The organism is Opitutus sp. ER46, assembly GCF_003054705.1.
In the GTDB taxonomy this organism is placed as follows: domain Bacteria; phylum Verrucomicrobiota; class Verrucomicrobiia; order Opitutales; family Opitutaceae; genus ER46.
On record NZ_QAYX01000018.1, the window covers coordinates 170,507 to 195,732 of the forward strand.

General features: G+C 68.6%; 23 protein-coding genes. 15 read left to right on the forward strand and 8 right to left on the reverse strand.

The features are described from left to right. Window positions 1-10 precede the first annotated feature (10 nt). From DB354_RS04215 to DB354_RS04245, 7 genes are all read left to right on the forward strand, one after another. Window positions 11-1,033: an ATPase, T2SS/T4P/T4SS family gene (locus tag DB354_RS04215; protein WP_107834191.1), complete on the forward strand. Its 1,023-nt coding sequence runs from the start codon at window positions 11-13 to the stop codon at window positions 1,031-1,033. A gap of 14 nt (window positions 1,034-1,047) precedes the next feature. Continuing rightward, window positions 1,048-2,544, forward strand: a complete 1,497-nt coding sequence (locus tag DB354_RS04220) for a hypothetical protein (RefSeq protein WP_107834192.1) — start codon at window positions 1,048-1,050, stop codon at window positions 2,542-2,544. Continuing rightward, entirely contained in the window at window positions 2,541-3,563 is a 1,023-nt protein-coding gene (locus DB354_RS04225) for a hypothetical protein (protein ID WP_107834193.1), read from the forward strand. Before DB354_RS04220 ends, DB354_RS04225 begins: the two co-directional genes overlap by 4 nt. After that, window positions 3,560-5,833, forward strand: a complete 2,274-nt coding sequence (locus DB354_RS04230) for an ATPase, T2SS/T4P/T4SS family (RefSeq protein WP_107834194.1) — start codon at window positions 3,560-3,562, stop codon at window positions 5,831-5,833. The genes DB354_RS04225 and DB354_RS04230 overlap by 4 nt, the downstream gene beginning before the upstream one ends. Then, window positions 5,830-7,167, forward strand: coding sequence for a type II secretion system F family protein (locus DB354_RS04235; protein WP_107834195.1), 1,338 nt, complete (start codon window positions 5,830-5,832; stop codon window positions 7,165-7,167). The genes DB354_RS04230 and DB354_RS04235 overlap by 4 nt, the downstream gene beginning before the upstream one ends. An 11-nt stretch (window positions 7,168-7,178) precedes the next feature. Next, on the forward strand, window positions 7,179-8,798 hold the full coding sequence (locus DB354_RS04240) for a hypothetical protein (RefSeq protein WP_107834196.1): 1,620 nt from the start codon (window positions 7,179-7,181) through the stop codon (window positions 8,796-8,798). 73 nt (window positions 8,799-8,871) lie between these two features. Beyond that, window positions 8,872-9,798 (forward strand): AAA family ATPase, encoded by a 927-nt coding sequence (locus tag DB354_RS04245; protein ID WP_107834197.1) that lies wholly within the window; start codon window positions 8,872-8,874, stop codon window positions 9,796-9,798. Between the two features lie 35 nt (window positions 9,799-9,833). On the opposite strand, the gene DB354_RS04250 is transcribed toward DB354_RS04245, so the two are convergent. Continuing rightward, window positions 9,834-10,811, reverse strand: coding sequence for an endonuclease/exonuclease/phosphatase family protein (locus tag DB354_RS04250; protein ID WP_233256548.1), 978 nt, complete (start codon window positions 10,809-10,811; stop codon window positions 9,834-9,836). A 284-nt stretch (window positions 10,812-11,095) separates the two neighbouring features. Here DB354_RS04250 and DB354_RS04255 point away from each other — a divergent pair, with 284 nt between their 5' ends. Beyond that, on the forward strand, window positions 11,096-11,311 hold the full coding sequence (locus DB354_RS04255) for a hypothetical protein (protein WP_107834198.1): 216 nt from the start codon (window positions 11,096-11,098) through the stop codon (window positions 11,309-11,311). A 51-nt stretch (window positions 11,312-11,362) separates the two neighbouring features. On the opposite strand, the gene DB354_RS04260 is transcribed toward DB354_RS04255, so the two are convergent. Further along, complete coding sequence (locus DB354_RS04260; protein WP_107834199.1) at window positions 11,363-12,805, reverse strand: class I SAM-dependent RNA methyltransferase; 1,443 nt, start codon at window positions 12,803-12,805, stop codon at window positions 11,363-11,365. Window positions 12,806-12,965: 160 nt separating this feature from the next. On the opposite strand from DB354_RS04260, the gene DB354_RS04265 reads away from it, so the two are divergent. Continuing rightward, window positions 12,966-13,772, forward strand: coding sequence for an RNA methyltransferase (locus DB354_RS04265; protein WP_107834200.1), 807 nt, complete (start codon window positions 12,966-12,968; stop codon window positions 13,770-13,772). Between the two features lie 26 nt (window positions 13,773-13,798). Here the strand turns inward: DB354_RS04265 and DB354_RS04270 are convergent, their stop codons facing one another. The 4 genes from DB354_RS04270 to DB354_RS04285 form a co-directional block, all read right to left on the reverse strand. After that, on the reverse strand, window positions 13,799-14,803 hold the full coding sequence (locus DB354_RS04270) for an NAD-dependent epimerase/dehydratase family protein (RefSeq protein WP_233256549.1): 1,005 nt from the start codon (window positions 14,801-14,803) through the stop codon (window positions 13,799-13,801). A 225-nt stretch (window positions 14,804-15,028) separates the two neighbouring features. After that, on the reverse strand, window positions 15,029-16,708 hold the full coding sequence (locus DB354_RS04275) for a fatty acid CoA ligase family protein (protein ID WP_107834202.1): 1,680 nt from the start codon (window positions 16,706-16,708) through the stop codon (window positions 15,029-15,031). Window positions 16,709-16,720: 12 nt separating this feature from the next. Next, the gene (locus DB354_RS04280; protein WP_233256550.1) at window positions 16,721-17,917 is read right to left on the reverse strand and encodes a ribonuclease D; all 1,197 of its coding nucleotides are present in this window, start codon (window positions 17,915-17,917) and stop codon (window positions 16,721-16,723) included. After that, on the reverse strand, window positions 17,914-18,804 hold the full coding sequence (locus tag DB354_RS04285; RefSeq protein ID WP_233256551.1) for a histone deacetylase: 891 nt from the start codon (window positions 18,802-18,804) through the stop codon (window positions 17,914-17,916). Before DB354_RS04285 ends, DB354_RS04280 begins: the two co-directional genes overlap by 4 nt. A gap of 116 nt (window positions 18,805-18,920) precedes the next feature. Between DB354_RS04285 and queC the strand changes: the two genes are divergently transcribed. The 3 genes from queC to DB354_RS04300 all read left to right on the forward strand — a co-directional run bounded on the left by queC (window position 18,921) and on the right by DB354_RS04300 (window position 21,022). Next, window positions 18,921-19,598 carry a 7-cyano-7-deazaguanine synthase QueC gene (queC, locus tag DB354_RS04290; protein ID WP_107834360.1) on the forward strand — a complete coding sequence of 226 codons (678 nt, stop codon included), beginning with the start codon at window positions 18,921-18,923 and terminating at the stop codon, window positions 19,596-19,598. A 72-nt stretch (window positions 19,599-19,670) separates the two neighbouring features. Continuing rightward, window positions 19,671-20,387: a 7-carboxy-7-deazaguanine synthase QueE gene (locus DB354_RS04295; RefSeq protein ID WP_233256553.1), complete on the forward strand. Its 717-nt coding sequence runs from the start codon at window positions 19,671-19,673 to the stop codon at window positions 20,385-20,387. Further along, window positions 20,384-21,022, forward strand: a complete 639-nt coding sequence (locus DB354_RS04300) for an exopolysaccharide biosynthesis protein (RefSeq protein WP_158277364.1) — start codon at window positions 20,384-20,386, stop codon at window positions 21,020-21,022. Before DB354_RS04295 ends, DB354_RS04300 begins: the two co-directional genes overlap by 4 nt. Before the next feature lie 64 nt (window positions 21,023-21,086). Here the strand turns inward: DB354_RS04300 and DB354_RS04305 are convergent, their stop codons facing one another. Continuing rightward, window positions 21,087-21,407 (reverse strand): hypothetical protein, encoded by a 321-nt coding sequence (locus tag DB354_RS04305; RefSeq protein ID WP_107834205.1) that lies wholly within the window; start codon window positions 21,405-21,407, stop codon window positions 21,087-21,089. Window positions 21,408-21,551: 144 nt separating this feature from the next. After that, window positions 21,552-22,025 (reverse strand): DUF5069 domain-containing protein, encoded by a 474-nt coding sequence (locus DB354_RS04310; RefSeq protein ID WP_107834206.1) that lies wholly within the window; start codon window positions 22,023-22,025, stop codon window positions 21,552-21,554. A 363-nt stretch (window positions 22,026-22,388) separates the two neighbouring features. Here DB354_RS04310 and DB354_RS04315 point away from each other — a divergent pair, with 363 nt between their 5' ends. From DB354_RS04315 to DB354_RS04325, 3 genes are all read left to right on the forward strand, one after another. After that, window positions 22,389-23,153 carry an HAD family hydrolase gene (locus tag DB354_RS04315; protein WP_107834207.1) on the forward strand — a complete coding sequence of 255 codons (765 nt, stop codon included), beginning with the start codon at window positions 22,389-22,391 and terminating at the stop codon, window positions 23,151-23,153. Window positions 23,154-23,178: 25 nt separating this feature from the next. Then, complete coding sequence (locus DB354_RS04320) at window positions 23,179-23,868, forward strand: SOS response-associated peptidase (protein WP_107834208.1); 690 nt, start codon at window positions 23,179-23,181, stop codon at window positions 23,866-23,868. Between the two features lie 208 nt (window positions 23,869-24,076). Further along, entirely contained in the window at window positions 24,077-25,225 is a 1,149-nt protein-coding gene (locus DB354_RS04325; RefSeq protein WP_107834209.1) for an LptF/LptG family permease, read from the forward strand. The last annotated feature ends 1 nt before the right edge of the window (window position 25,226 follow it).

The window sequence follows — 25,226 nt, forward strand, 5'->3', positions numbered from 1 at the left end:
CCCGTTCACCATGCCCGCCTTTCCCATCCTCGAGCTGCTCGACCAGGTAACCCGCCCCGCGGGCACGACCGACATCACGCTGAAGTCAACCGGTAGCGTGGCTGTCGGTCGCAACGGGGCCTTGTCCGTAACCCACATTCCCGCGCTCGCGGCCACGTGGGCCGAGAGCGTGCGCGCGATTCTGCCCGCCCGGCCGTCCGATGCCCGCCGCGGCTGCACCACCGTCGTCCGCGATCCGAACGGACGCCGGTACCGAATCACGCTTTCGCCCAACCGCGAAGGCGAGGCGCTCTCCATCCGTCCCCTCCCGCGCGCGATTCTCAGCCCGGAGGAACTGCGTTTGCCGGAAGGCCTGAAGGACTACTTCGTGCAACTGCAGGGCGGCATGTTCCTCGTCGGCGGCGTCACCGGCTCGGGCAAGACCTGGACACTCGCGTCGCTGCTCAAGGCCCGGGCCGCCGCGCTCGGTGGGAAGTTCATCACCATCGAGCGGCCCATCGAATTCGAGCATGAGGACACCGCCACGGCCGTGTTCCATCAGCGGGAGGTTGGGACGCATGCCGTCAGCTATGCCGCCGCCCTCGAGGAGGCGCTGCAGGAGAAGCCCAACGTCCTCATGGTGCAGGAAATCCGCCGTCGCGACGAGGCGGAGACCGCGTTGTCCGCCGCTCTCAGCGGTCACGTGGTCGTCACGTCGCTGCACGCTTACACCGCGCCCTCCACGCCACAGCGGTTCCTTGGGCTCATCAATCCGGCGTTCGAAGACAACGGCGCGCGCGACGCCCTTGCCGGATGCCTCGAGGGCGTCGTCCTCCAGCGGCTCATCCCGGGATGCGAGGGGTTGGTTCCGATTTTCGAGGTCATGTATTTTCGCAATCAGCACGGTGAAAGGCTGACGCAGATGGAGCGCCTGGTGCGGCAGGGCAACTGGCTGGGCCTCCGGCAGGAAATGGAAATCTCCCGGCGGCTCGGGATGATGCAGTGGGAAGACAGCCTCGCCGAGCGCCGGCAGCAGCAACTCATCGCCGTCTGAACCTCGCCGTCCTCATGTTCACCGCCGCGAAACTCTGGCCGTCGCTCGCCGCCACCCCCTTGGGGGAGTTGGTGACCGGCACCGCGCATCAGGCTCACCCGACGGATGTGACCGCGCCACTTGGCGTCCGCTTTGCCGGCCAAAACGTGCTCGCCATCCACATCGCGCTCGAGAAGGCCGCCACCGTTCGGGTGGCGTTCGACCGGCAGGGGCAACCGCGCCTCAGCGGCATCCGCAACATCCGCCAGCGGGCGTCCGCCGACTTCGTCGATGTCCTGCGCGCCGAAGCGGCAGCGGCGCACGCGCATTGGGCCGTCGTGGTGCTGGCCGCGGGCTGGCAGGCGGTCCTGGGACAACGCGCGGCGCGCGCCGATGCGACCGAGCCGCGGTCCAGCTTCGCCCGCCATCGCCTGATGATGGAAACACCAGAGGCCGTGATTCCGCGCGCCCAGCCGGACCGCCTCTACACCGCGGTCGACCATCCGGTGCTCGATCGATCCGTCGTCTTCTCGGTCCGGCGCGCCGACGTCGAGGATCTCTCCACGCAGATCCGAAAAGCCGGGCTGGGCGTGGCCGCGATCCGCATCGGTGTCGCCGCCCAACTTGAGGCCTGGCTCGCACGCGAGGCCGACGGGGGCCTGGCCCGGGACCTCGTTCTCACCGACGGCCTCAGCGCGCTCCTGCTCAACACGGAACACGGCGACTTCGTGCCGCCCCGCGGCGCGGTGGAAGCCGACCAGCCACGCCAGGCCGTCCAGCGTCCCGGAGCCGTCGACGAGGACATCGCCCGCTTCATCAATGCCAACGGCGGTCGCTCGCTGACCTTCATCGGTCCGGAGGAGCTTTGCGCCGCGGTGAAGAAACACGCCCCCGCCGCGGAGCTGGTGCGCCCGCCCGACCATCCCGCCCACGACACCCAGAACGTCACGCTGGCGGCTGCGGTGCAGCACGATCTCAACCCCGAGGCGAGGGAAGTCCGCCCCGCCCTGCCCCGCTCATGGCGCCGGCTGATCCTGGGCTCCGCCGGGCTCGCCGCGGTGCTCGCCGTCGTCGCCATCGTCAACACCGCCTACGCCGTTCGCATCACATACGACTGCTACCGGCTGGAACGCGCCGCCGCCGGCTGGAACGCCGACACCGATGGCGACCGCGCCCTCCTCGCACGCGCGGCCGCGGATCTCGCCGACGCGACCGCGCTGCGGACCTGGGTGGCGTCCAGTTTTCACGCCCAGCGATTTGCGTATCGGCTGCTGCGTGACATCCCCGGGAGCGCCGCCCTGGACAAACTCCAGCTCGAGCTGCGCGACGGCCAACTGGCCCTCACCTTTGTCGTCCTCGGCGACCAGGACGCGCAGCTCGCGGCGCACCGCGCCGTGGAACAGGCGATCAAGGAACTGCGGTTCAAGATCGGCAGCGAAGAGTTGCCCGTCGGCATGGCCGGCTCGGCGCGTGCCATCCAGTACCGGCTCCACCTCATCGTGCCGGATGCCGCGGAGGTGGCCGCGTCATGACCCGCTACTACCGCCGCACGTTCGCCGGGATCGGGCTCGTGTTTGCCGCGCTCGCCGGCGCCGCCTTTCTGACGAACGCGATGGCGGCCGACGTCCGCGCCCGCCACCTCCGCCTGCGCGCCCAGCACGAGGCGGGTGCGGTCACCCGCGCCACCCAGCGCAGCCAGGTTGAACGCGTCGAAGCCTCCATTAGTCCGCTGCGGGCATTTGCGACTCGCTGGCACGACTCCGCGCGGCTGCCGGAAAAGGAGGCCGCGGAAAAGGTCCGCTCCGAGATCGAAATGATCGCGCAGCGGCAGCTCGGCCTGGTGACCGACAACGCGATCACCCCGCAGCCGGAGCGCTACCTCTTCCAGGGCCAGCCGTGGCGCGTGCAACGCGTGACCCTTCGCGCCAGCGGCAAGGACCTCGCGGCGCTCCTCACCTGGCTCGGAAAAGTCGAAGAGCGGTATCCCGCCGCGCTCGTCGAGCTGTGCGAGTTTTCCTCCAACATCGGGGGCAACACCGGTTTGACCCTCCGGCTCATCCAGCCCGTCGCCAGCCACGAGAGCCGCCGCACGCCCCCCGCCCCGGCATGGGCCGACGTCGGCGGGATGTCCGAGCTCATGCAGTCGGTGCCGTGGACTGACTTTTTCCCGGAGCGGCTGAAGCACGCCCGCCCCATCGGGTTCACGCGCAACCCCCTTCAGCCCGCGATCGCCTCCGACCAACGCCCGCTTCCGCTGGGGGGAGCAACCCCCGACGAGATCACTCCGCGGCTGGAGGTCGCGCTCGAGGGGCGCGTCCGCAGCGTGATCCGCGGCGCGTCTCCCCTGGTGGTCATCGATGGCCGCATCTTCCGGATCGGCGACGAGGTCATGGCCGGCTCACCGCGCGAGCGACTCCTGCCCGAGGCCAAGACCAGGCTGAAACACATCGGCGAGGACCAACTCACGTTCCAGGTCTCCGGCGGCACCTACGAGAACCCGATCCAGTGCGACGTGCGGTACGCCCTGCCCGCCTTCCTCCACAGCCGATGAACGCGCCCTCCACTGTTGTCACGATCACGCCGTGCCCGGCGGCGGAGACCACCCGGCCGCTCGAGGCCGCGGAGGGGTACGCTCTCGGGCCGGAGGAACTGCGCAACGCGTTCGCGGCGCGTCGGCTCTACCCCGCCGCGCTGGCGTCTGCCTCAATCTACGGCGCCGCACTGGAGCTGTATGTCGCCTGGCTTGATCTGGTCCATGCGGCCTTCCGTCCGGGCGACACCCCTTGGCTGCCGGTCGGCACCGCCGGCCCTTTGCTCATCCTCGGTCATCACCACCCCACCACGCCGGGGCCGCTGCCGAGCGGTTGGTTCCAGCCCGTGCTGCTGCGCCGCGGCGACTACGAACGCCACCTGCGCCTCTGCACCCCCTTCGTCCAGAACGCGCCCGCCCCGGATTGGGATGCCGGTACTCTGGTCGCACCGCGCCGGCTGTTCCCCGTGCCCGACGTCCGCCTGGTCCGCCCGACCACGCTGCGCGCGGCGTTGCGCTTCCTGCTCGAGTATTTCCCGCATCGCCCCGCCGACCTGCAGCGTCTCCAGGAGCTGCTCGTCGACTCCGACGAGGTCCCGCTCGACGCGCTGCCGCCCGGTTACCACGGCGCGTGCTGGTTCCTGCTGGAGCATGGCGCCGTCGCCGATCCGACCGTGATCGCCCCGCCGGAGTCCGTGCTGCGTCAGCTCAGCCCCGCGCTCTCCGCGCACACCCGCCCGCTCGCCGCCCATGGTCGTGAACTCTGGGTCGGCGCGGAGCGGCTGCCGCAACCCGCGGCCGAAGACCTGCTCCTCAACGAACTCGGCGACGGCTGGCACGTGCACTTCGTCCTGCTCGACGGCCCACGCGCCATCGAGCGTGCCCCGGGAACGACGCCCTATGCGGCGCCCGGACCGCAACCGGCCGCGGAGCCGCGCGGCGCGGGGCGCGTCCGGGTCAAGATCGAGGATGGGCGGGCCCGGATTCGGTCGGGCGACGCCGCCCGGGAGCCCGGCACGATCCGGCTCAGCCAAAAGGATATTCGCGAGCTTGAGACCTATAACGCCCGCCGACCGGATCGCGATCCGCTCAAGGTGTTTCTCAAGGAGCTGTCCGCCGGGATCCGCCACGGCGCGACCGATCTGCACATCGAACTCGGCCTGGACTCGTACCGGATTCGCGCGCGCATCGATGGTTACCTCGAGGAGTGGCTCGAGATGCCCGCGGATTTCGGCCGCATGGTGATCGGCGCAGCCAAAGAGCAGTTTGGGATGCCGCCCGAGCGCTGGCTGCCGCAGGACGGCGCGTGCACCGTCCACCACGGGGCCGAGATCGTGAACCTGCGCGTGGCCGCCTATCCCATTCGCGGCACCGGCCAGAAACTCGCAATCCGGTTCCTCCCGCGCCGCGGCCAGGTGCCCCCGCTCGACCAGTTGATGCCCGCCCGCGAGGCCGCGCTCCTGCGACGCGCCATCTCCCGGCCGTACGGGTTGATCCTGCTGTGCGGGCCGACCGGCTCCGGCAAGACCACCACCACGTTCTCGGCCCTGGCGGAGATCAACCAGCCCGACGTGAACATCACCACCATGGAGGACCCGGTGGAGTACGAGATGGATGGCGTGAACCAGGCCGAGCTGGACCGGCGCCGGCTGGTGGATTGGGACGCGCTCCTCGCCGGCTTTCTACGCCAGGATCCGGACGTGGGCATGGTGGGCGAGATTCGCGACCGCGACACGGCCGATACCGCGATCCGGCTGACGCTCACCGGCCACATCGTCTTTGCGACGCTGCACACGATGTCCTGCGCGCACACGGTGGAGCGGCTGGTCGACACCGGCGTGAATGCCCAGATGTTCGCCAACGCCGCCACGCTCATCGTCAGCCAGCGGCTGGTGCGCCGCCTGTGCCGGCGCTGCCGGGACGCAGGTCGTCGCGCGCCAACGCCGGCGGAAACCAGCCTCTTTCAACGCCACGGCGTCGAGGCTCCGTCCGCGGTATTCGATCCCGTGCGGGGCGACTGCGAGGAGTGCCGCGGCACCGGCTACCGCGGACAAATCGGGGCCTTTGAAATGCTGCCCGTCACGTCCGAAGTGGCGCTCCTCATCGCGGAGAAGCGCCCGATTCGCGAGATCGAGGCATGGATGCAGCAGCACGGATTCACCCGCGTCTACCAGGCGGCACTGACGCTCGCGGCCCGCGGCGAAACCAGCCTCGCCGAGGCCGGCCAGTGGCAGGCGGTGTGGGAAGAACTGCCGGACAGGCCCGATGCAGCCCGGAGGAATGAACCATGAACCCCACCGTCACTCCCCCCACGTCGCGCCCGCCCCTGAACCTCCGGTCCTCAGCGGCATCGGCTCGCTGGCAACTCCACGCCTTTGAGGTGGCCCGCCGTGCGGGCAAGGTGAGCGTCGGCGCGCCCGTGCGACCGCGGCGCGTCTGCGTGTACGCGTCGTCGATCGAGGCCGCGGAAGCGGGCGCCGGCGCGAGCAAGGACGAGACCTGCCGCCGCGTGCCGCTTCGGCCGACCGAAACCCTGTGGCCTCACCACTGGCCCCGGCGGGACGAGATTGCCGATTTCTACGAGACCGTCGGCAGCGCCCTGCGCACGGGAAGCGGCATGGGCCTGGCGTTGAACCTCGCCGCGCGGGTGGCGCGCACGCCTGCCATGCGAGGCATCGTGGGCAGCCTCCAGCACCGCGTCACCCACGGCGAGGAACTGCACACCGCCATGCGCGCCTTTCCCCAGACCTTCGCGCCGATGCAGCTTGCCATGGTCGAAGCGGCGGCCGCGGCGGGGCTGGACAAAGCCGGCGGTCTCCTGGTGACGATCGCAGAACGACTGCAGAAGGACGGCAAAGTCTGGCGCCGCTTCGTGGGCGCCCTCACGTACCCGCTCAGTCTCATCGCGCTGACGCTCGTCGGCGCCATCGTCCTGGAGATCTGGGCCCTGCCGCCCATGGTCGAATTATTCCGCACGCTGGGCGGGCATCTGCCGCCCATCACCCGGGCGTTCTATGCGGTTGCCCAATTCCTGCGGGAACACGCGCTCATCGTGTTTCCGCTTCTCGGTGCAGTCGTCGTCGCCGGGATCGTGACCGGCCCGGCGCTGCTTCGCACTCCCTGGGCCCAGCGGCTGAGCATCCGACTGTGGGTGGTCGGCCCGATCATCCAGTGGATCGCCCTGGTTCGTGCGCTCGGAACCTTCGTCCTCCTGAAACAATCCGGCGCCCGGGTCCGCGATCAGTTCGCGATGGCCGCCGCGGCCGCCGGCAATTGCGTGGTCGGCGCCTTCTTCGAGGCATGCTACGCGCGCATCGCGCTCGGCGAGACCGTGGAGGAGGCGTTCACCGCCGAACGCCACCGCCTCGGCGACGATGGGCTGCGGCTTGCCGGCAAGATGGAGGTCGGCATGGCGGGCGCGGACCTGGGCACGCTCCTGCAGCGCACCATCGCCGAGATCGATGATCGCGCCGAGGCGCGCCTGAACCTCCTCCCCAATCTCCTGCGCTGGCCCCTCCTGATCGTGTGCTGCGCGATCATCGGAGCCGTCGCCCTCGCGATCGTGCTGCCCTATCCCAACCTCATCGCCGACGTCGCCCAGCAGCAGGCGAACGGGGGCCGGTGAACCCCTTGCCCATGAACTCGAGCCCGCGTGCCCTCCTCTTCCTGCTCCTGACCCTCGCGTCCGTCCTGGCCGCCGGTGAACCCGCCACCCTCCTTGGCCGCAAGATCGCCGCCATGGCAGAGGAACCGGTCGTGCTCGCCGCCGCTGACCCGGGCGCCGCGGATGTCATCACCGAAGCCGCCGAGGTGGCGCGCCTCGAACGTCTTCCCCCCCTCGCCATCCCGGTGCAGGACGATACGCTCGGCGGCGCGATCACGACCATCGCGACGGCCTGCGGGATGAACTTCATCGCGCCCGCCGCCGAGGACTTCCCCGAACGCGTGACTCTCACCACGAAGGTAAGCCCCTGGCGCCTGCTGAACCGGCTCAGCGACCGCTACCGGTTCACGTTGGCCTATCGGGACGGCATCTGGGAATTCAACCGCGAGGCCACCGGCGCTCTCATCGCCCGCGTGTACGCGCTCAAGCACACCAATCTCGATGTGTACAAGGCCGCGCAGAACGCGTTCGCCACCGTGGGCGCCACGACCAGCGCCGCCCCGGCGGCCGGCGACGAGTCGGCCGGCGGCCGCGTCTTCTCCCCCCAAACCCGCAAGATCATCGACGATATCCGCGATCTCATCGGCCTGCCGGGCGAACGCATCCAGACCGACGCCGGCGCCGCCCAGGACGCCGTCAAGTCCTCGCCTCCCGCCAAGCCGGTTGGGGACGCCCCTTCCCGCGCCAAGGTGATCTACATCCCGGATGTGAACGCGCTCTACGTCGCGTGCAGCCGGGCCCAGCACGAACTCGTCACCGGCTACATCAAACTCATCGACCAGCCACCCCGGCAGGTGCGGATCGAGGCGCGCTTCTTTGAAACCAGTTGGGACCCCAAGACGATCCTCGGCGTCAACCACGAGAACTTCCAGCCGCGGGTCTCGCTGCGGGAGATCGAGGGCAAGGTGAACCTCTCCCGCTTCATCAACGAGGGCGAACAAGCGCTGCTCACCATCGACGACCTCTCGCTCCAGCTGAACGCCCTGCAGACCGACAAGCGCAGCCGGCTCGTGCAGAACCCCACCGTCGTCACCGCGAACAATCAGGAAGTATACTTCTCGGTCGGCGACGAGGAGCCCTTCGTTTCCTCCAACAACATCTATTCCGGCGTGCCGAACGGAGGCTTCGGCGCCACCACCGCCAACGTCTCCATCCGCCGCATCGGCACGTCCGTGAACATCGTGCCCACCATCTTCCCGGGCGAGCAGGGCGGGCGCCGCCGCATCCGCCTCGTCGTGCGCATCGAGGTCGGCGTGCTGAAGGGATTCCGGCAGGTGAACACGATCGAGATCCCGGTCGTCTCGTCACAGAAGTACGAGTACACGACCTACGTGGAGGACAACCAGGCGCTGGCGTTCGGCGGGCTCGCCGGCATCGGCGAGGTCGACGGCGTCACCAAGGTGCCCATCGCCGGCGACGTCCCCCTCATCGGCTACCTGTTCAAGTCGAAGTCACGCGAGGTGCACCAGCGCAACCTCGTGGCGTACATCATCGCCCGCATCGTCGACCAGGCAGAGCCCACCCCGCTTCCCGCCGTCTCGCTGCGAGAGCCGGCTCCCAGCGACAAAACCAAGGGGAACTTTCCACCATGAACGTTCCCGCCTCCGATCCCCAGCACGTCCCGGCGGCCGCGATCCGACAGCGCCGGTCCGCCGTTGCGGCCGAATGACCTTCCGGCTCCACGACTTCGCGATCGATCTCACCGCTCGCGCCCGCGCCGGCCTGCTCGATCCCGTGCTCGGCCGCGATCGCGAGATCGAGCGGCTCCTGCGCATCCTCGCCCGCAAGACCAAGAACAACCCGGTCCTGCTCGGTGAACCGGGCGTCGGCAAGACCGCGATCGTCGAGGGCCTCGCCCAGCGCATCGTCAGCGTCGCGCCCCCGTCCCACCTCGCCGAGGTGACGGTGTACGCCCTGAATCTCGGCAGCGTGCTCGCCGGCACGAGCTACCGCGGCGACTTCGAACAGCGGCTGCAGCAGCTCATCGCCGAGTTGCGTCGCCCCGGCTCCCGCCGGCTGCTGTTTGTCGACGAGCTCCACCTGCTCGGCCGCGCCGGCCGCAGCGAGGGCGGACTCGACGCCGGCAACCTCCTGAAGCCCCTTCTCGCCCGCGGCGAGTTGCCCTGCATCGGCGCCTCCACGCCCGACGAGTGGCAGCAGCTCGTCGCCCTCGATCCCGCCCTGGAACGGCGTTTCCAACCCGTCACCGTCGCCGAAGCCAGCCCCGCTCAGACCTTGCAGATCCTCCGCGGGCTCCGCGCGCGCTACGAGGGACATCACGGCGTCGAGATCACCGAGGATGCCCTCCACGCCGCCATCGATCATGCCGTTGCCCGCGATCGCACGCGCCGGCTGCCCGACAAGGCCATCGACCTCCTGGATGAGGCTTGCGCCATGGTGCGGCTCGCCCGCGGTCTCGACGCCACGCCGGAGTGGACGCTGGCGGAGCGGGCACTCTCTGCGGCCGCCGAGGCTTTCGACCTCAGCGCGTACGCGCACCTGCGCAGCCGGGTGATCCCGGCACTGCGCCCCACCAGCCGGCCGCAGGTGGACGCGGCCGCGATTGCCCGGCTCGCCCGGAACGACGAATAGCGCCACGGCGAGGCACCTGCCGCCATACCGACAGCTTAGCGCGCCGGAGCTCCCACGCCCCCGGCCTTCGTCGTCTCCACCAACACCGGAAAGTGATCCGAGGGCATGCGGGCCACCGCCCGTTCGAGATTCAGTTCGTCCGGCTGGTCCTTGCCACCAGCGTTCGACTCTGCCGGGAGCCGCGCGCGATAGCTGTCGGTCAGAACACCGTAACGCTTCACCGCAAAGGCGCGGCTCAGGAAGATGTGGTCGATCCGCGCCGGCGTCCACGCGTCCGGCAGGAAGTTGTTGAACGTGCCGTTGGGCTCATAGCGGACCGGCGAGAGTTCGCGCGCGTCCTTCACCCAACCCGCCCCCGCCAGTGTCTGGTAGTACTCGGTCTTCTGATCCGAGTTGAAGTCGCCCATCAGCACGACCGGGGCGTCCCCCGCGATCGCCTTCGCCTCCTCGAGCAGCATGCGTGCACTGTTCCGCCGTGCTTCATGGCCCTTGTGATCGAAATGGACGTTGAAGACGAAGAACACGAACCCGGTCGCCCGTTGCTCGAGCTTCGCCCAGGTGCAGATCCGACGGTAGTTCGAGTCCCAGCCTTTCGACGGCACCGTCTTCGTCGGCGAGAACCAGAACGTACCCGAGGCCCGCACCGCCACCGCCTCAGTCCGATAGAAGATCGCGGCGAACTCGCCTGCGCGCGCCCCGTCATCCCGGCCCACGCCCACCCATGCGTACCCCTCGACCAGCCGCGCCACGTCCTCGAGCTGGTGATAGAGCGCTTCCTGGGTCCCGAGCACATCGAAGCCGTGAAAGCGGATCAGTCCGGCCACGAACGGTACGCGCTCTTTCCAACCGTTGCCGCGCTGGACATCACCCGCGTTGTCGTTGCGCAGGTTGTACGTGCCGAGCACGAGGTCCTGCGCCGACACACTGACGGCGGTCACGGCGAGCAGAATCAGAATGAACCAGGAGCGGGGGGTGGAGGCGGGCATGAAAATCAGCAAGAGGCGGTAAAACATAGAAGCAAGGGGCACAGCGGCGGAAAGCCGTGTTTCTTGCGCGAGCAAAGTCCGGGCGAGGTCGGAGGGCAAGCCACCTAACATTCTTATGCTGAATAGATAACCAGCCCGCCGCCTGGCGGCCGTCTTGGCGGGGTCGGCGCCGACCGGCCCCGGTGGGGCGCGAAAAATGGGGCCGCCTGGCGACTTCGTACCTTCCGACGGCCGGGCTCAAGCCTCGTTTTTCATTGCCGCGCACGAACTTCGGCCGTTCCGTTCGCCCGCTTCAAACGTCTTAGTACCCGATGGATACCTGCCTTCAGACCCTCCGCACCGAACTCAGGGCGTGCCAGCAACGGCTCGGCACCGCCGCGGAGCGGACGACCGATTTCGAGCAGGTTCTCAGCCTCGCCCACCAGATCAACAACCGGGTGGCCGGCGAATACCTGCGTGCCGCGATCGCGCACGAGAACAGTCCGCCGTCCTTCACCAGTTTCTATCGCGGGTATTTCCAGTCCTAACCGCGGACGCCGTCAGCCGACTCACAGGTCCAGCCAGACCGTCATTCCCCGTCAGCCCTTCACCAGCGTGAGCACGCACTCAAGGTGGCGGGTCTGCGGAAAGAGATCGAAGGGCTGCGCCGCCGTCAGCCGGTAGCCGGCCGCCAGGAAGTGCCGCAGGTCACGCATCTGCGTCGCGGGGTCGCAGGAAACGTAGACCACCGCGCGGGGACCGAACGCGAACAGCTGCTTGAGAAACGCCTCGTCGGAGCCTTTCCGCGGGGGATCGATGATCACCGCCGTATCCGCCGCCGGAAACTCGAGCCCGGCAAAGATGCCGGCCGCGTCGGCCGCGAGGAAGCTGGCGTTGGTGATTCCGTTCGCCGCCGCGTTCTCCTTGGCAAAGCGCACGCTGCTTTCGCTGATCTCCACGCCGGCCACGCGCTCGAACGCCGAAGCTGCCGTCAGCGCGAACAGGCCGCTGCCGCAATACGCGTCCACCAGGAAGCGCGCCCCGCTCTGCGCCGCCTGCGTACGCACGTACCCCGTGAACGCCGGCAGGATGAACGGGTTGTTTTGGAAGAAGTCGCGCGCCAGGAAGTGCAGCCGGATCGGGGCCTCCGACCCGCCGCGGTCAATGGTCTCGGTGATCACCGCATCGTAATCCGTCGTCACCTCGCCGCTCGCCTCGCGCAGCAACAGCGTCGCCCCGCGCGTGTAACTCGCCGCCTTGCCGTGCACCGCCGCCCGCACCGCCCCCAGCCGGGCATTGATCGCGTCCGTCGCGATCGGGCAATGCGGCACGTCCACGATGTCAAACCGGGTGCCCTGTCGCAGGAAGCCGATCGGAAAGGGCTTCACGCCCTCCGCCGATCCGGTCGCCGCCGCCCCCTGCGGCGCCGCCACCAGAGGCTCGCTGCCCGCATCGTCGTCCGCCGCCGTCACGCCAAAATCCTCGCGATGCGCCGCCGGCGCGGGCCGCCGCGGCGCCGCAAAATGCGGCGTGATCTTCGAACGGTAGCCGTACTCGCGCGGCGAGGAAACCACCGGCGACACCGGGAAGCTCGTGTCCGCCATGTGCAACAGCAGCTCCGCCACCTGACGCTGCTTCCACTGCAACTGCGCGACGTAGCTCAGGTGCTGGTACTGGCAACCCCCGCACCGGCCAAATAGCGGACACCGGGGCTGCACGCGCTCCGGCGACGGCACCAGCACGTTCACCAAATCGGCTTCCGAGTAATTCTTGTGGTTCCGGAATACCCGCGCGCGCACGCGTTCGCCCGGCAAGGTGAACGGCACCATCACGACCCAGCCGGAGGGGCCCTTCGCCTCCGCCGCAACGTCCGTCGTCGTCGCCGCCATCGCCCCGACCGCGGGAGCCCGCGGCGCGATCTCCACGCGACCCAGCCCCAGCCCGAGGTTGGTCAACGTCGTGATCTCCAGTTCGATCTCCTGGTGATACGCAAACGGATGGTCGTTGAACGGCTTCTTTCTTCCCACGGCGCCACGGAACATGAACCTCCCCGGAAAGTGAAGGGCCGTTTTCGTCCGTTCGAGAGACACCCCTCCCTCCCGCCTCGCCATCCTCCCCCCTTTCCCTTTTCACTTCCGATCCCGCCGTCTCCGTCCCCACCCTCACTCTCACTTTCACCCTCACTCACCCTTTCTTCCCGCCTTGCCTCCCGAACGCATCACCAGTCTCCAGAACCCGCGCGTGAAGCAGCTCGTCAAGCTGCGCGACCGCCGGCCGCGCGATGAGGCCGGCGTGTTCCTCGTCGAGGGCTACCGGGAGGTGCGCCGCGCCTTGGAGAAGAAGGTCGCCCTGCAGGAGCTCTACTTCGCGCCCGACTGGTTCCTCGGCGAAAACGAGCCCGCACTGATCGCCGAGGCCGAAGCCGCCGGCGCCCGGTTGTTCGAACTTTCCAAGGACGCCTTCGCCAAGGTCGCCTACCGCGAGCGCCCCGACGGCCTCCTCGCCGTCGCCCCCCAGTGGCGCCGCGCGCTCTCCGACCTGGTCCTGCCACCCGAGCCCTTCCTCCTCGTCGTCGAAGCGATCGAGAAGCCTGGCAACCTCGGTACCATCCTGCGTAGCGCGGACGCCGCCGGCTGCCACGCGGTGATCGTCTGCGATCCGGTCACCGACATCTTCAATCCGAACGTCGTCCGCGCCTCCACCGGCGTCCTGTTTTCCGTCCCACTCGTCGTGGAGGAGAGCGCCAACGTCCTCCAGTGGCTCCGCGAGAAGGGCGTGAAGACCGTCGCGACAACGCCTTCGGCCACCGCTCCCTACTCCGATACCGACCTGCGCGGCCCGATGGCCGTCATCATGGGGAGCGAGCAGTACGGGCTCAGCGAGTTCTGGCTGAAGAACTCCGATTTCCCCGTGCGCATCCCCATGGCCGGCCAGGCCGACTCGCTGAACGTCGCCATGGCGACGATCATCACGCTCTTCGAAGCCGTCCGCCAGCGGGCCGCCCGGTAGTCCGGTCTCGGCCCCGTCACTGCGCTTCAGGCCGACGGGGCCGCGTGGCGCAATGCCGCCACGAGTTCGGCCGTGCCCTCGGCCATGCTGATGCGCGGCACATACCCCAGATCCCGCCGCGCCGCCGAAATGTCGAACCAGTGATCCTTGGCCAGTTCCGCCGCGACGAAGCGCGTCATCGGCGGCTCGCCTCGCAGGCGGAGCGTCCGCCACACGAGTTCGCACGCCGCGCCCACCGCTTGCGCCGCGGGCAACGGAATCCGCCGCGTCACCGGTCGCTCGCCCAGTGCCTGCAGTATATCGTTGATCCACGCCCACAGCGCCACCGGCTCGCCATTGGTGATGAAAAACGCGCGCCCGCCTGCGGCCCCACCGCCCGGCGACGCCGCGAGCGTCCGCTCGGCGCAAAGCTGCGCGTCCACCGCGTTCTCCACGTGCACCATGTCCACCTGGTTGTCCCCCCGGCCCACAATGCGCAGGCGGCCCGCCCGCGCCCGCGCCAGGACGCGCGGCACGAGATGCGGATCGCCGACGCCCCAGATCAGGTGCGGCCGCAGCGCCACCGTGCGCAACCGTTCGCCATGCGCCTCCCGCACCTCACGCTCCGCCAGCGCCTTCGTCAGCGGGTACGCACTCGGACACTCCGTCGTCAGCGGCAGCGACTCGTCCGCGCCCGCCAGATCGCGGCCGTTGTACACGACACTCGGCGTGCTCGTGTAAACGAACCGCTTCACGCCGTGCTGGTGACATGCCGCCAGCAGCGCCCGCGTCCCCAGCACGTTCGTACGGTAAAACTCCTCGTACCGCCCCCACACCCCGACCTTCGCGGCGACATGAAACACGGTCTCCACCCCGGCGCAGGCCGCGGCCACCGTCGCCGCGTCGTCCAGCGAGGCGCGGGCAAACGCCACGCCGCGCGCGAGCAGCTCCGGCGAGGGCGTGCGCGCCAGCACCGTCACTTGCCGGCCGTCCGCCAGCAGCCGATCGACCAGCCGGCGACCGAGAAAGCCCGTGCCGCCCGTGACCAGCACAGGGCCGCGCGGACCGGCGGAAGCCAGACTGGAAGGTTCAGACCCCAAGGCCGCGCAGCCTGCCCGCCGCCGCCCAAAAAGGAAAAGTCAAAGTTACGCGCAGTCGGCGTGCTCAAGAAATCGCAGCATGCCCATCGATGCACTGAAGAAGCACGTTCCTGCCTTTTCCCCAAAATGGCGCAGCCATTTTGCTTAGCCGGCTGCCGGCCTTCGCCCGGCAGCCGGCTACCGCTTCGGCTCGATATCGAAGCCCTTCGCCGTCGCCGCCCAGCGCGCCAGCGTGAGGCGGTGGATCTTCGCGTTGTGCCGCACGTCGACCGGAAACTTCGGATGGAAATAAAACACGCGGATCGGCTCGGTGTGCGCGTGCGCCAGGCCCAGCGTCTTCAACTCGCGCGCGAAGTGCCGCGCCTCGGCTGAATCGCGGACCGTCGCCTCGACCACGATCGCCGGCTGCCGCACGCCGCCGGCCTCGATCCCGATCAACGCGCAGCGCCGCACGCGCGGATGCGCCCGGAATACCTGCTCGCAGGGCTCGGTGAAGAACGTCCCCCGCGGCGTCTCCACGCGCTCGACCTTGCGCCCGCTGAACCAGAGTCGGCCTTCCCCATCCAGATAGCCGCAGTCGCCCATCCGGTGCCATCGCGCGGCCCCCGTGCCCGGAGCCGGCGCAATCTTCGCCGCCGCGGTCGCATCCGGACGCTCGTCATAGCTCTGCGTCACGACCGGCCCGCGCACGATGATCTCGCCGATCTCGCCCGCCGGCAGCTCCCGCGCGTCCGCCAGCTGCGCGATCGGGCCGTCGGTGGTCGCAATGATCTTCACGTCGATCTCCCGCACCGGGCGGCCGACACACGCCCCGCACACCGACGCCGGATCAATCTCCTCCGCCGCCACGGTCGCCACCGGCAGCGCCTCGGTCGCGCCATACGGGCTGTGCAACTGGCCGCGCGGGAGGAACGCCGCCGCGTTCCGCCACAGCGCCGCCGGCACCGGCGCGCCGGCGCACAACACGCGGCGCAACGAGGGCAGCGTGATCCGGTGCGCGACGCAGTGTTCGCTGATCTTCCGCCAGAGCGTCGGCGAACCGAAGGAATTGGTCACCTGCTCCTGCTGGATCGCCTGTACGATCTTCGCCGGATCCACCTGCGCCGGGTGCCGCGGATCGATCTCGGGCACCACCGTCGTCATGCCCAGCGCCGGATTGAACAACGCGAAAACCGGCAGCAGCGGCAGATCCGTCTCCCCCGGCTGAATACCATACGTCTCCCGGATCAGCCGCACCTGCGCCTCGAACATCCCGTGCTGGTAGCACACGCCCTTCGGCGCCCCCGTCGACCCCGAGGTGAACAGGACCGCCGCCAGGTCGTCGGGCGCGGTCGCCACGCAACGTGCCACGTCCGCGCGCGCCCCGGCGGGCCCCGCTGCGGGACGGGTCAGCCGCGCCGTCAGTGCCCCGCTCGCCGTCACGCGCACCCCCACCGAGGCGAACGAGGGCCGGAACACGCGGCTGATTAGCTGCGCCAGCGGGATGCCGAGCAGCACGCGGGGCCGCGAATGCCGCACGCAGGCCAGGAAGCTCTTCATTCCCATGCCGGGATCGATGATCACCGGCACGGCGCCGAGCTGAAACACCGCGAACACCGAAGCGATCAGCGGCAGTCCCTGCCGCACCATCACGAGCGTGCGATCACCGCGACGCACGCCAGCCACCGTCAGCCGGTGCGACCAGGCCGCGACCTCCGCCTCGAGTTCGGCGAAGGTCAGGCTCAGGTAGTCGATCTCGCCCCCGCGGCGCCCGCGGGGAATCTTCAGCGCCACGCGGTCCGGCTGGGCCGCCGCCATGCGCGTCAGGTAACGCGCAATGTTGGCGTTGGCCGAAGCGTTGGCGGGCGCACCCGGCATACCGCGCCAAACTCAGGCCTTCGCGGAGGCGAAGGCCTTGGTGAGCGCCGGCTCGTGCACGAGCAGTTCCGCCTGCCAGGGCAGGAGCAGCTGGTTGATCTGCCGCGGAGCGCGCGCGATCTGCGCGAGCTGGGAGCGGTTGGCGATCAACGTCGGCTCGATCGAGAGCTTCTTGGCCACCCGGTCCCGGTCCGTCCGCACGCGTTCCTGCAGTTCGATTTCCGCCTGCGTGAGAGCCACGTGGTGCGGGTCCCGACCCGGCCGACGCGGGAGCGTCTTCGGGTCGCGTGCCAGGCCGGTGCGCACCGCCTGCGCCAGCGAGGGAAAGATGCGGTCGTGGCGCTTGCCGAGGTGCACCGAGTTCAGGATCGTCTCGGCGCCGTCGCCGGACTCCGCCGCCTCGGCGATCTTCAGCAGCATCGCGTTGCCGCAAACCTTGAAGGGCGGCGTGTCGAGCCGCTGCGCCTGCGCCTCGCGCCAGTGCCACACCGCGTGCAGCACGCTGAGGCCCGGGCCGCGCAGCCGCTCGCTGCGGCCGATCCGCCAGTCATTGTCGGTGGGCGGGGCAAAACCCTCGGCGCCCGCCGCAATCTGGGCGCGGCACTGTTGCTCGAGCCACGACAAGCGGCCAAGGCGCTTGAGATCGCGCGTCAGGATGTCGCGCAGCGCCGGCAGGTGCCAGACGTCGAGGGAGGCGTAATTGAGCAGCTTCGGCGTGATGGGCCGCTTCGACCAGTTCGCCTTCTGGCCTTCCTTGTCGAGCGCGACGCCAAAGTGCTGGTCCAGCAGCGACGCCAACCCGATCCGCTGCAGGCCGAGCAGTTGCGCGGCCAGCATCGTGTCGAACAGGCTGTGCGGCTGGAATCCACAGAGATCATACAGCAGCCGCAGGTCGAAATCGCTGCCGTGCATGACCAGGTGCTTCGGCGCCAGCGCCTTCCACAGGGGGTCGAGCACCAGGCCGGGGGCGAGGACGTCCACGAGGAACACTTCGCCATCGATCAAAAACTGCAGCAGGCAAACCCGCGTGCGGTAGTGATACATGTTGTCCGCCTCGGTATCGAGGGCCACCTCGTCGACTCGTTCCAGCGCGCGCAGGATCGGGGTCAGCGATCCAGGCTGGTCGAGGAGCAGGTATGGCGGCGGACGCGTGGTCACTTTCACACCCAGCAAACGCCGGAGTTGCGTCGGAAGAAAGCGCGAAATCATGCAGAACGGGCCGCGTTCTGCCACGCGGAGAGGAAGGCATCAACCAACAAAGGTAACTGCTCGCTGTAGCCACCCTCCAGAATGGCCGCCGTCGGATGCCGCACCGCGGCGACCCACCGTCCGAGTTCCGCAAAGTCCTCCACCTCGAGCGAAAGCTCCGCCACCGGATCGCCCTTGAAGGCGTCGAAGCCGGCGGAAATCACGATCAGGTCCGGCGCAAAGCTGAGCACGGCGTCGAGCGAGGCGCGCAGCATCTGCATGTGATTGGCCCGCGGCGAACGCGGCGCCACCGGCCAGTTGCGAATGCTTGGCCCGTGGTCCTGCGTGCCCGTGCCCGGGTATCCGGGGTATTGATGCACCGACGCGAAGAAGAAGGTGTCGTGCGCGGCCTGCGCATGGAGGATGAACTCGGTGCCGTTGCCGTGATGTGCGTCGAAGTCCCACACGGCCACGCGCTTGAGTCCGCCCACGCGCACGGCGTGCAGCGCCGCGATCGCCGCGGTGTTGAGATAGCAGTACCCCATCGCCTCCATCGCCGTCGCATGGTGCCCCGGGGGGCGCATCAGCGAGAACACCGGCGTCCCGTGCTCCAGCGCGTGCGCCGTCGCCTCGAGCGCGCCACTGACCGAGCGGCGCGCGTGTTCGCCAATGCCCGGCAGGTAGGGCGTCTCGTGGTCAAAATCCTCCGGGTGATCGAGGCGCCGCAGGTGCGAGGCCGTGTGCGCCAGCAGCAGCGTGCTGTCGGGCACTTCGAGCGCCGGCGCCCGCCACGTCCAGTCCGGGTGACGCTCGTGCAGCAGCGCGGCCGTCCGGGTCGCGCGCGCCGGCCGCTCGTCCTGCAGGTCAGGACCGTACTCGGCGCAGCGCGGATCGTGGAGAATGAGCATGATGCGGGAACAAACAAACGCACCTGCGGAGAAAAACCAAGCCGCCACACGCCGTCCGGCGCGCTTCGCCGGCGGCGCCGTTGTTGCCACTTGTTACCAGGACGTCGGCCCGTACGCTGCACCGCGTGAAAGTCATCGTCCTTTGCTCCGGCGGAATGGATTCCGTCACCGCGCTCCATGCCGCCCATGCGGCGCACGAGGTCGTCGCCGCGTTGAGCTTCGACTATGGCTCGAAGCACAACCACCGCGAGATCCCGTTCGCCGCCGAGCACGCGGCCCACCTCGGCGTGCGTCACGAGGTGATCCGCCTCGATTTCGTCGACCGCCTCTTCGCCTCCGACCTGCTGCGCAGCGGGGGCGACGTGCCGGAGGGCCACTATGCCGCGGCGAACATGAAGCGCACCGTCGTGCCGTTTCGAAACGCGATCATGCTCTCCATCGCCTGCGGGTTCGCCGAGAGCGTCGGCGCCGAGGGCCTCGTCATCGCCGCGCACACCGGCGACCACACGATCTATCCTGATTGCCGCGAGGACTTCATGCGCGCCATGGGCGACGCCATGCGGCTCGGCACCTACGCGGGCATCCAGTTGCTGCGCCCGTTCATCGCGCTCGACAAGGGCGGGATCGCGCGGGAGGGCGCGCGGCTCGGCGTCGATTTCGCGCGCACCTGGTCCTGCTACAAGGGCGGCGAGCTCCATTGCGGCGTCTGCGGGACCTGCGTGGAGCGCCGCGAGGCGTTCGCCGTCGCGGGCCTGCCTGATCCGACGACTTACGCCGCCGCGCCCGCCCGCTGACCGGCGCGACGCCGCGGCCTCGCCGGGCCACGCCACCTTGCCCCGGGCGGCTTGTGTTTCGACGGAAATCGCATGATTAGCGGTCCCTCCCAAATGCTGATCGCGGAGATATTCCATTCCCTCCAGGGCGAGGGCGAGCTGACCGGCGTGCCGTCGGTTTTCGTCCGCACCAGCGGCTGCAACCTGCGCTGTGCCTGGTGCGACACGCCGTACGCCTCCTGGAACCCGGAAGGAAAGAACCTCGGCGTCCCGCAGATCATCGCGGCGGTGGAACAGTATCGCACGGCCCACCATGTCGTGCTCACGGGCGGAGAGCCGATGATCGCCAAGGATATCCGTGAGCTCGCCACCGCCCTGAAGGCGCTCGGCCGGCATATTACCATCGAGACCGCCGCCACCGTCGCCCCCACGGGCATCGCCTGCGACCTCGCCTCGCTTTCGCCCAAGCTGCTGAACTCCGCCCCCGACGCCCTCGAACACACAACCTGGCGCCGCCGCCATGAGGCCACCCGCTGGCAACCGGACGTCGTCCGCGCCTGGATCGACGCCTACCCGTACCAGTTCAAGTTCGTCGTCGCCCGCCCCGAGGACGTCGAGGAGCTGGAGCACATGCTCGCCGCCCTGCAGCGCGAGATTCCGCCGCACAAGGTCCTGCTGATGCCCGAGGGCACGACACTCGAGCGGATCCGCACCCGCGCGCCCTGGCTCGCCCAGCTGTGCAAGGAGCGCGGATACCGCTATGCCCACCGGCTTCATCTGGAGCTCTACGGCAACAAGCGCGGCACGTGAACCTCGCGCTCCCGTCTCCCCGCCCGCGACCGCTCTCCGAACAGCTCGAGGAGCTGCGCGTCTCGTTTGCCGATCGCCACGCCACGCTCCGCGAGGTCATCGAACGCCTGGAGGGCCGCGCCTACACGCTCCTGCTCATCGTCTTCGCCCTGCCGTTCATCGCGCCGGTGTCGATTCCCGGCTCGTCCACCCCGCTCGGGCTCATCATTGCCATCCTCGCCGCGCAGATGGCGTTCGGGAAACTCCCGTGGTTGCCACGCCGCGTCCTCGACTGGCAACTACCCGCCGGTTTCTTCACGAAGCTCATCCCCGTCACCGCCCGAATCGTACGTCGTCTGGAACGCCTGCTCCACCCGCGCTGGCCGGCGTGGACCTCCTCCGCGTCCCTCCGCGCCATGCACTTCGGCGCAATCACGATCACGAGCCTGCTGCTGTCCGTGCCGATCTTCGTCCCGCTTACCAACATGATCCCCGGCTGGACGATTCTGCTGCTCGCCGCGGGCTGGCTCGAGCGCGACGGCATTGTCCTCCTGGTTGGCCACGTCGCCTTCCTGGTCACGCTGGCGTTCTTCGCCCTGCTCGGGACCACGTTCACCGAGGCCATCCTGCACGGCTGGCACTGGTTTACGCGGTAGCGCGCTCACGCTCGCGCTCGCGACACGGGATGCCGCGCTCGACCGAACATTGCGGCCGCGGCGCTCAGACCGGCGCCCAGGCGCCGACTCCAACCACTTCCTCGGCCTCGACTTCCTCGTCCGGCAGCTCGTTCAACGGCGCAAAACGCTCCGACGAAAAGCCCAGCTCCTGCTCGCCCTGGTGGAACGGATCCGGGGGGTTCTTCAGCTCCTCCAGGAGCAAACCCACGGTCGCCGAATCCCCGCCTTTCACGATCTTCTCCCGGCCCAGGAAGACCTCGCGCACCGTGTAGATGTTGTCCTTCACCGGCAGCTGCTTGTAGAGCGCGCGAATTGCCGGTGTGAAGGTGTCATTGATGCAGACGACTTTCTGGCCTTTCACCATGGGGAGGCGGAAAATAGACATCCGTCCGGTATCTGCAAAGACAGAAACCGGAATTCATGCCCGTCCCGTGCAATGTCGTGCCAACTCCACGGGATTCCGCGGGATCTGACACGCTGCGCGCGACGCGAGCCGGGCTCCGGTTCGCTACTCGATCCGGCCTTCGTCGAAATCGATCAGGTCGGGCACGCTCTTGATGTCGTCGACGCGGTCCGCGCAGCCCATCGCCGTCAACGCATCGCGCAGGAACTCGCGCCCCGCCGGCGTCATGCCCTTCTGCACCAACTCGCGATTCCAGTGCGCCGCCCTCACGTCCGCTGGAAAGATCTGCGCCAGCCGCCGGTCCCGCTCGGCGTCATCGAGCCCCGCGTCGATGCACTCATGCACGATCCTCTCCACCGCGTTCGGATCGATCCCGAGATGCAGGCATAGAAAGCGGTCGATCCCCCGCTTGTAGTTCTTCGCATAACTCGGCGGCAATTTGCCGTGCTCCTTCACGTACCGGCACTTCGCGAGAAATCGCGGCAGGTACAGCAGTCCCGTCGGCGCGTGCGGCAAATAAGGCGAGGGCAGGCAGGTCAGGACATCACCCGTCGAGCCGGGAATGGGTTTGGAAGGCATCGGAGAAGCGCGAGTACAAGCAGCCGCCCACCCTCACGCAACCCGCCACCTCTTGTTCTCGCCCACGGCGAAAACAAAAGCTCCGGACCCGCCCGCGGCAGTATCTGGACATTATCCTCAAGTATCTGGACATTATCCCGCAAGTCCCTCGTTTACGGACACTAATAATTGCAGCCCTCGTCCCCTCTGCATCGCGTTCTTCGCCCGCCCAAACAAATACCAGCGGCCGCGACGCGCCGGCCGCCGGCTCCAGCATCCGTTTTCGCGCCAGCGAAAACGGCCCACTCTCACCTTCACTTTCGCTCTCACTCGGCCCTTTTCCTCCCTTGCTCCTCCACGCGTTGCGTTCTTCTTGTCGCCACCATGAGCAACTGGCGCGTGATCGGTTTCGATGCGGACGACACCTTGTGGCACAACGAGGTGATCTTCGAGCGGGTCCACGCCCGCTACCGCGAACTCCTCGCCCGCTACCACGACGCCGCCACGGTTGACCGCACGCTCTTCGCCACCGAGATGCGCAACCTCGAGCTCTACGGCTACGGCGTGAAGGGGTTCACGCTCTCCGCGATCGAGACCGCCATCGAACTCACCGGCGGCCAGATCAGCGCCGAGGAGATTCGCACGCTCATCGGACTCGGTCACGAGATGCTCCGCCACCCGGTCGAACTCCTCGATGGTGCCCGCGAGGTGCTGCACGAACTCGCCCCCAATCACGCCCTGATCCTGATCACGAAGGGCGATCTGCGTGACCAGGAGCGCAAACTCGCCAAGTCCGGCCTCGCCCCGCTTTTTGCGGGCGTGGAGATCGTGTCCGAGAAGGACGAGGCCAGCTACGCCCGCGTCCTGCAGCGTCACAACATCCGCCCTGCGGAATTTCTGATGGTGGGCAACTCGCTGAAGTCCGACATCCTCCCCGTGCTCGCCCTCGGCGGCAGCGGCGCCCACGTGCCCTACCCGCTCCTGTGGCAGCACGAGCGCACCGTTGCGTTGCCCCAGGCGCCCGGCCGGTTCTTCGAGCTCTCCCGCCTCCGCGATCTCCTGCCGATCCTCCAGGCTCCGACCGCGGCCGCACCGGCCGCCCCCAGCAACGGCGGCGTGCCAGGCACGTTCTCCCCGTCCCGCTCCTGAACGTCCGCGCCCGCCGAATTTCCCCATGTGCGGCCGCTACGTTCTCAAGCGCGAAGACCTCGAGGCGCTGGTGAAGCAGTTCGGACTGCGGAGCCTCGAGGAGTTCCATAGCCGCTACAACATCGCGCCGACCTCCCTCGTGCCGCTGATCCGGAAGCGCGAGCCCGGCCGCGCCGAACTCGCCGGCGTCCGCTGGGGCCTGATCCCCGCCTGGACCAAGCCCGACGCCCCCGCCAAACCGCTCGTCAACGTGCGCGCCGAGACGCTCCTCACCCGTTTCCGCGGCGCCCTGCGCTCCCGTCGGTGCATCCTGCCGGCGAGTGGCTTCTACGAGTGGCAGGACCTCGGCAGCCACAAGCAGCCGTGGTACTTCGCCCCTGCCGACGGCCAGCCGTTCGGGCTGGCGGGCGTCTGGGACACCTGGCACGGGCCCGCCGGCACCGAGCTCGAGACCTGCGCCGTCCTCACCACCACGCCCAACCAGGTGCTCGCGCGCGTTCACGACCGCATGCCGGTGATGCTCACCCCTGACCAGTGCTCCCGCTGGCTCGAAGACGAACTCGATCCCGCTGCCGCCCAGGAACTGCTCGCCCCCACCGCCGACGCCTGGCTCACCGCGACTCCCGTCGGTCCCGCCGTCAGCAGCGTCCGCAACGATGGCCCGGAGTGCCTCACCCCCGCGCCTCCCCCCGACCAACTCTCCCTCGGCCTCTAGGTTTCTTTCTCTTACTCGTCCTCTTTCTCTTTCTCCCCGTCCACCACCTCAGTCACTTCTTGATCCGTCCGCCCTCCGTCTCCGTCTCACCCCTCCTCCGTTCCACGACGACCCGCCGAAATCGCCCTCGCTTCCCCCTTCCGCCGCGACCCGCTTCCGCGCTTGTGCCGTCCCGAGGCGTCTGCGATGAACTCGCGCCTCGTCTCCCTTGAACCTGCTCGATCGCCACATCTTCAAAAGCGTTCTGTTCACGTGCATCGGAGCGGTGGGGTTGTTCGCTTTCGTCGTCGCGCTGGCCAACTTCGTGCGCGACCTCCTCGGACCGCTGTTGGCCGGCCAGATCAGCGTCGGGATGATGATCCGGCTCATCCTCCTGCTCTTCCCGTTCGCCGTCTCCTACGCCCTGCCGATGGGCATCCTCACCGGCGTGCTCCTCACCCTCGGCCGCCTCTCCGCCGACACCGAGGTCACCGCCATGCGCGCCGCCGGCATCAGCATCGTGCGGATCGCACGACCGGTCTTCATCCTCGCCGCGCTCGGCGGCGTCGCCGCCCTGCACGTCAACTTCGAGTCCATGCCGTGGGCGCGCGTGCAGTATCACCAGGAGTTTGCTGAAGCGCTGCGGAAGAACCCCCGCAATTTCATCGTTCCCAAGACCTTCATTCGCGACTTCAAGGGCGTCGTCGTCTATGTCGGCGACCGGCCCAACAATGGCGACCTGCTGCGCGACATCTGGATCTGGGAACTCGATGCCCAGGGCCGCGCCTTCCGCATCGTTCGGGCGGAATCCGGCCGGCTCGATTACGATGCCGCCACCAACAGCATCATCCCGACGCTGTATCGCGCCAAGGTCGAGGAGCGGGACGAAAAGAACCCCGAGGACTTCAGCAAGTCACCCAAGGCGCCCTCGATCGAGAAGGCCGAGGAAATCCGGCTCTCACTCGGCGGGTACATCGGTGACGGCGTTTTCCATGTGAAACCCGAGTGGCTGCGCTACCAAGCACTGCAGGAGAAGCGGGCCGCGGTGGACGCCACCAAGCCGGAGCCGGGACACGAGAAGGAGCACGCCCGCCTGAGCATGGAGCTGGCCATGATCGTCAGCGAAAAGGCCAACCTCTCGCTTGCCGTGTTCGCTTTCGCCTTCGTGGCAGTCCCGCTCGGGATCAAAGTCTCCCGCCGCGAGACCTCCGCCAATCTCGGCGTCGCCGTCCTCCTCGTCCTTGGCTTCTACATCCTGATCACGATGGTGAAGTGGCTCGACCGGCACCCCGAATACCGGCCCGACCTCCTGATGTGGGTGCCGAACCTGATCTTCCTCGGCTTCGGCTTCTGGCTCCTGCGCCGGGTCGAGCGCTGAC

What these genes read in the sequence shown, in the direction of transcription:
- DB354_RS04255 (WP_107834198.1), top strand. Translation starts at nt 11,096, where the DNA reads ATGGATACCTGCCTTCAGACCCTCCGCACCGAACTCAGGGCGTGCCAG.
- DB354_RS04220 (WP_107834192.1), top strand. Translation starts at nt 1,048, where the DNA reads ATGTTCACCGCCGCGAAACTCTGGCCGTCGCTCGCCGCCACCCCCTTG.
- DB354_RS04295 (WP_233256553.1), top strand. Translation starts at nt 19,671, where the DNA reads ATGATTAGCGGTCCCTCCCAAATGCTGATCGCGGAGATATTCCATTCC.
- DB354_RS04275 (WP_107834202.1), bottom strand. Translation starts at nt 16,708, where the DNA reads ATGCCGGGTGCGCCCGCCAACGCTTCGGCCAACGCCAACATTGCGCGT.
- DB354_RS04310 (WP_107834206.1), bottom strand. Translation starts at nt 22,025, where the DNA reads ATGCCTTCCAAACCCATTCCCGGCTCGACGGGTGATGTCCTGACCTGC.
- DB354_RS04235 (WP_107834195.1), top strand. Translation starts at nt 5,830, where the DNA reads ATGAACCCCACCGTCACTCCCCCCACGTCGCGCCCGCCCCTGAACCTC.
- DB354_RS04305 (WP_107834205.1), bottom strand. Translation starts at nt 21,407, where the DNA reads ATGGTGAAAGGCCAGAAAGTCGTCTGCATCAATGACACCTTCACACCG.
- DB354_RS04215 (WP_107834191.1), top strand. Translation starts at nt 11, where the DNA reads ATGCCCGCCTTTCCCATCCTCGAGCTGCTCGACCAGGTAACCCGCCCC.
- DB354_RS04245 (WP_107834197.1), top strand. Translation starts at nt 8,872, where the DNA reads ATGACCTTCCGGCTCCACGACTTCGCGATCGATCTCACCGCTCGCGCC.
- DB354_RS04280 (WP_233256550.1), bottom strand. Translation starts at nt 17,917, where the DNA reads ATGATTTCGCGCTTTCTTCCGACGCAACTCCGGCGTTTGCTGGGTGTG.
- DB354_RS04315 (WP_107834207.1), top strand. Translation starts at nt 22,389, where the DNA reads ATGAGCAACTGGCGCGTGATCGGTTTCGATGCGGACGACACCTTGTGG.
- DB354_RS04225 (WP_107834193.1), top strand. Translation starts at nt 2,541, where the DNA reads ATGACCCGCTACTACCGCCGCACGTTCGCCGGGATCGGGCTCGTGTTT.
- DB354_RS04320 (WP_107834208.1), top strand. Translation starts at nt 23,179, where the DNA reads ATGTGCGGCCGCTACGTTCTCAAGCGCGAAGACCTCGAGGCGCTGGTG.
- DB354_RS04230 (WP_107834194.1), top strand. Translation starts at nt 3,560, where the DNA reads ATGAACGCGCCCTCCACTGTTGTCACGATCACGCCGTGCCCGGCGGCG.
- DB354_RS04260 (WP_107834199.1), bottom strand. Translation starts at nt 12,805, where the DNA reads ATGTTCCGTGGCGCCGTGGGAAGAAAGAAGCCGTTCAACGACCATCCG.
- DB354_RS04240 (WP_107834196.1), top strand. Translation starts at nt 7,179, where the DNA reads ATGAACTCGAGCCCGCGTGCCCTCCTCTTCCTGCTCCTGACCCTCGCG.
- DB354_RS04285 (WP_233256551.1), bottom strand. Translation starts at nt 18,804, where the DNA reads ATGCTCATTCTCCACGATCCGCGCTGCGCCGAGTACGGTCCTGACCTG.
- DB354_RS04250 (WP_233256548.1), bottom strand. Translation starts at nt 10,811, where the DNA reads ATGTTTTACCGCCTCTTGCTGATTTTCATGCCCGCCTCCACCCCCCGC.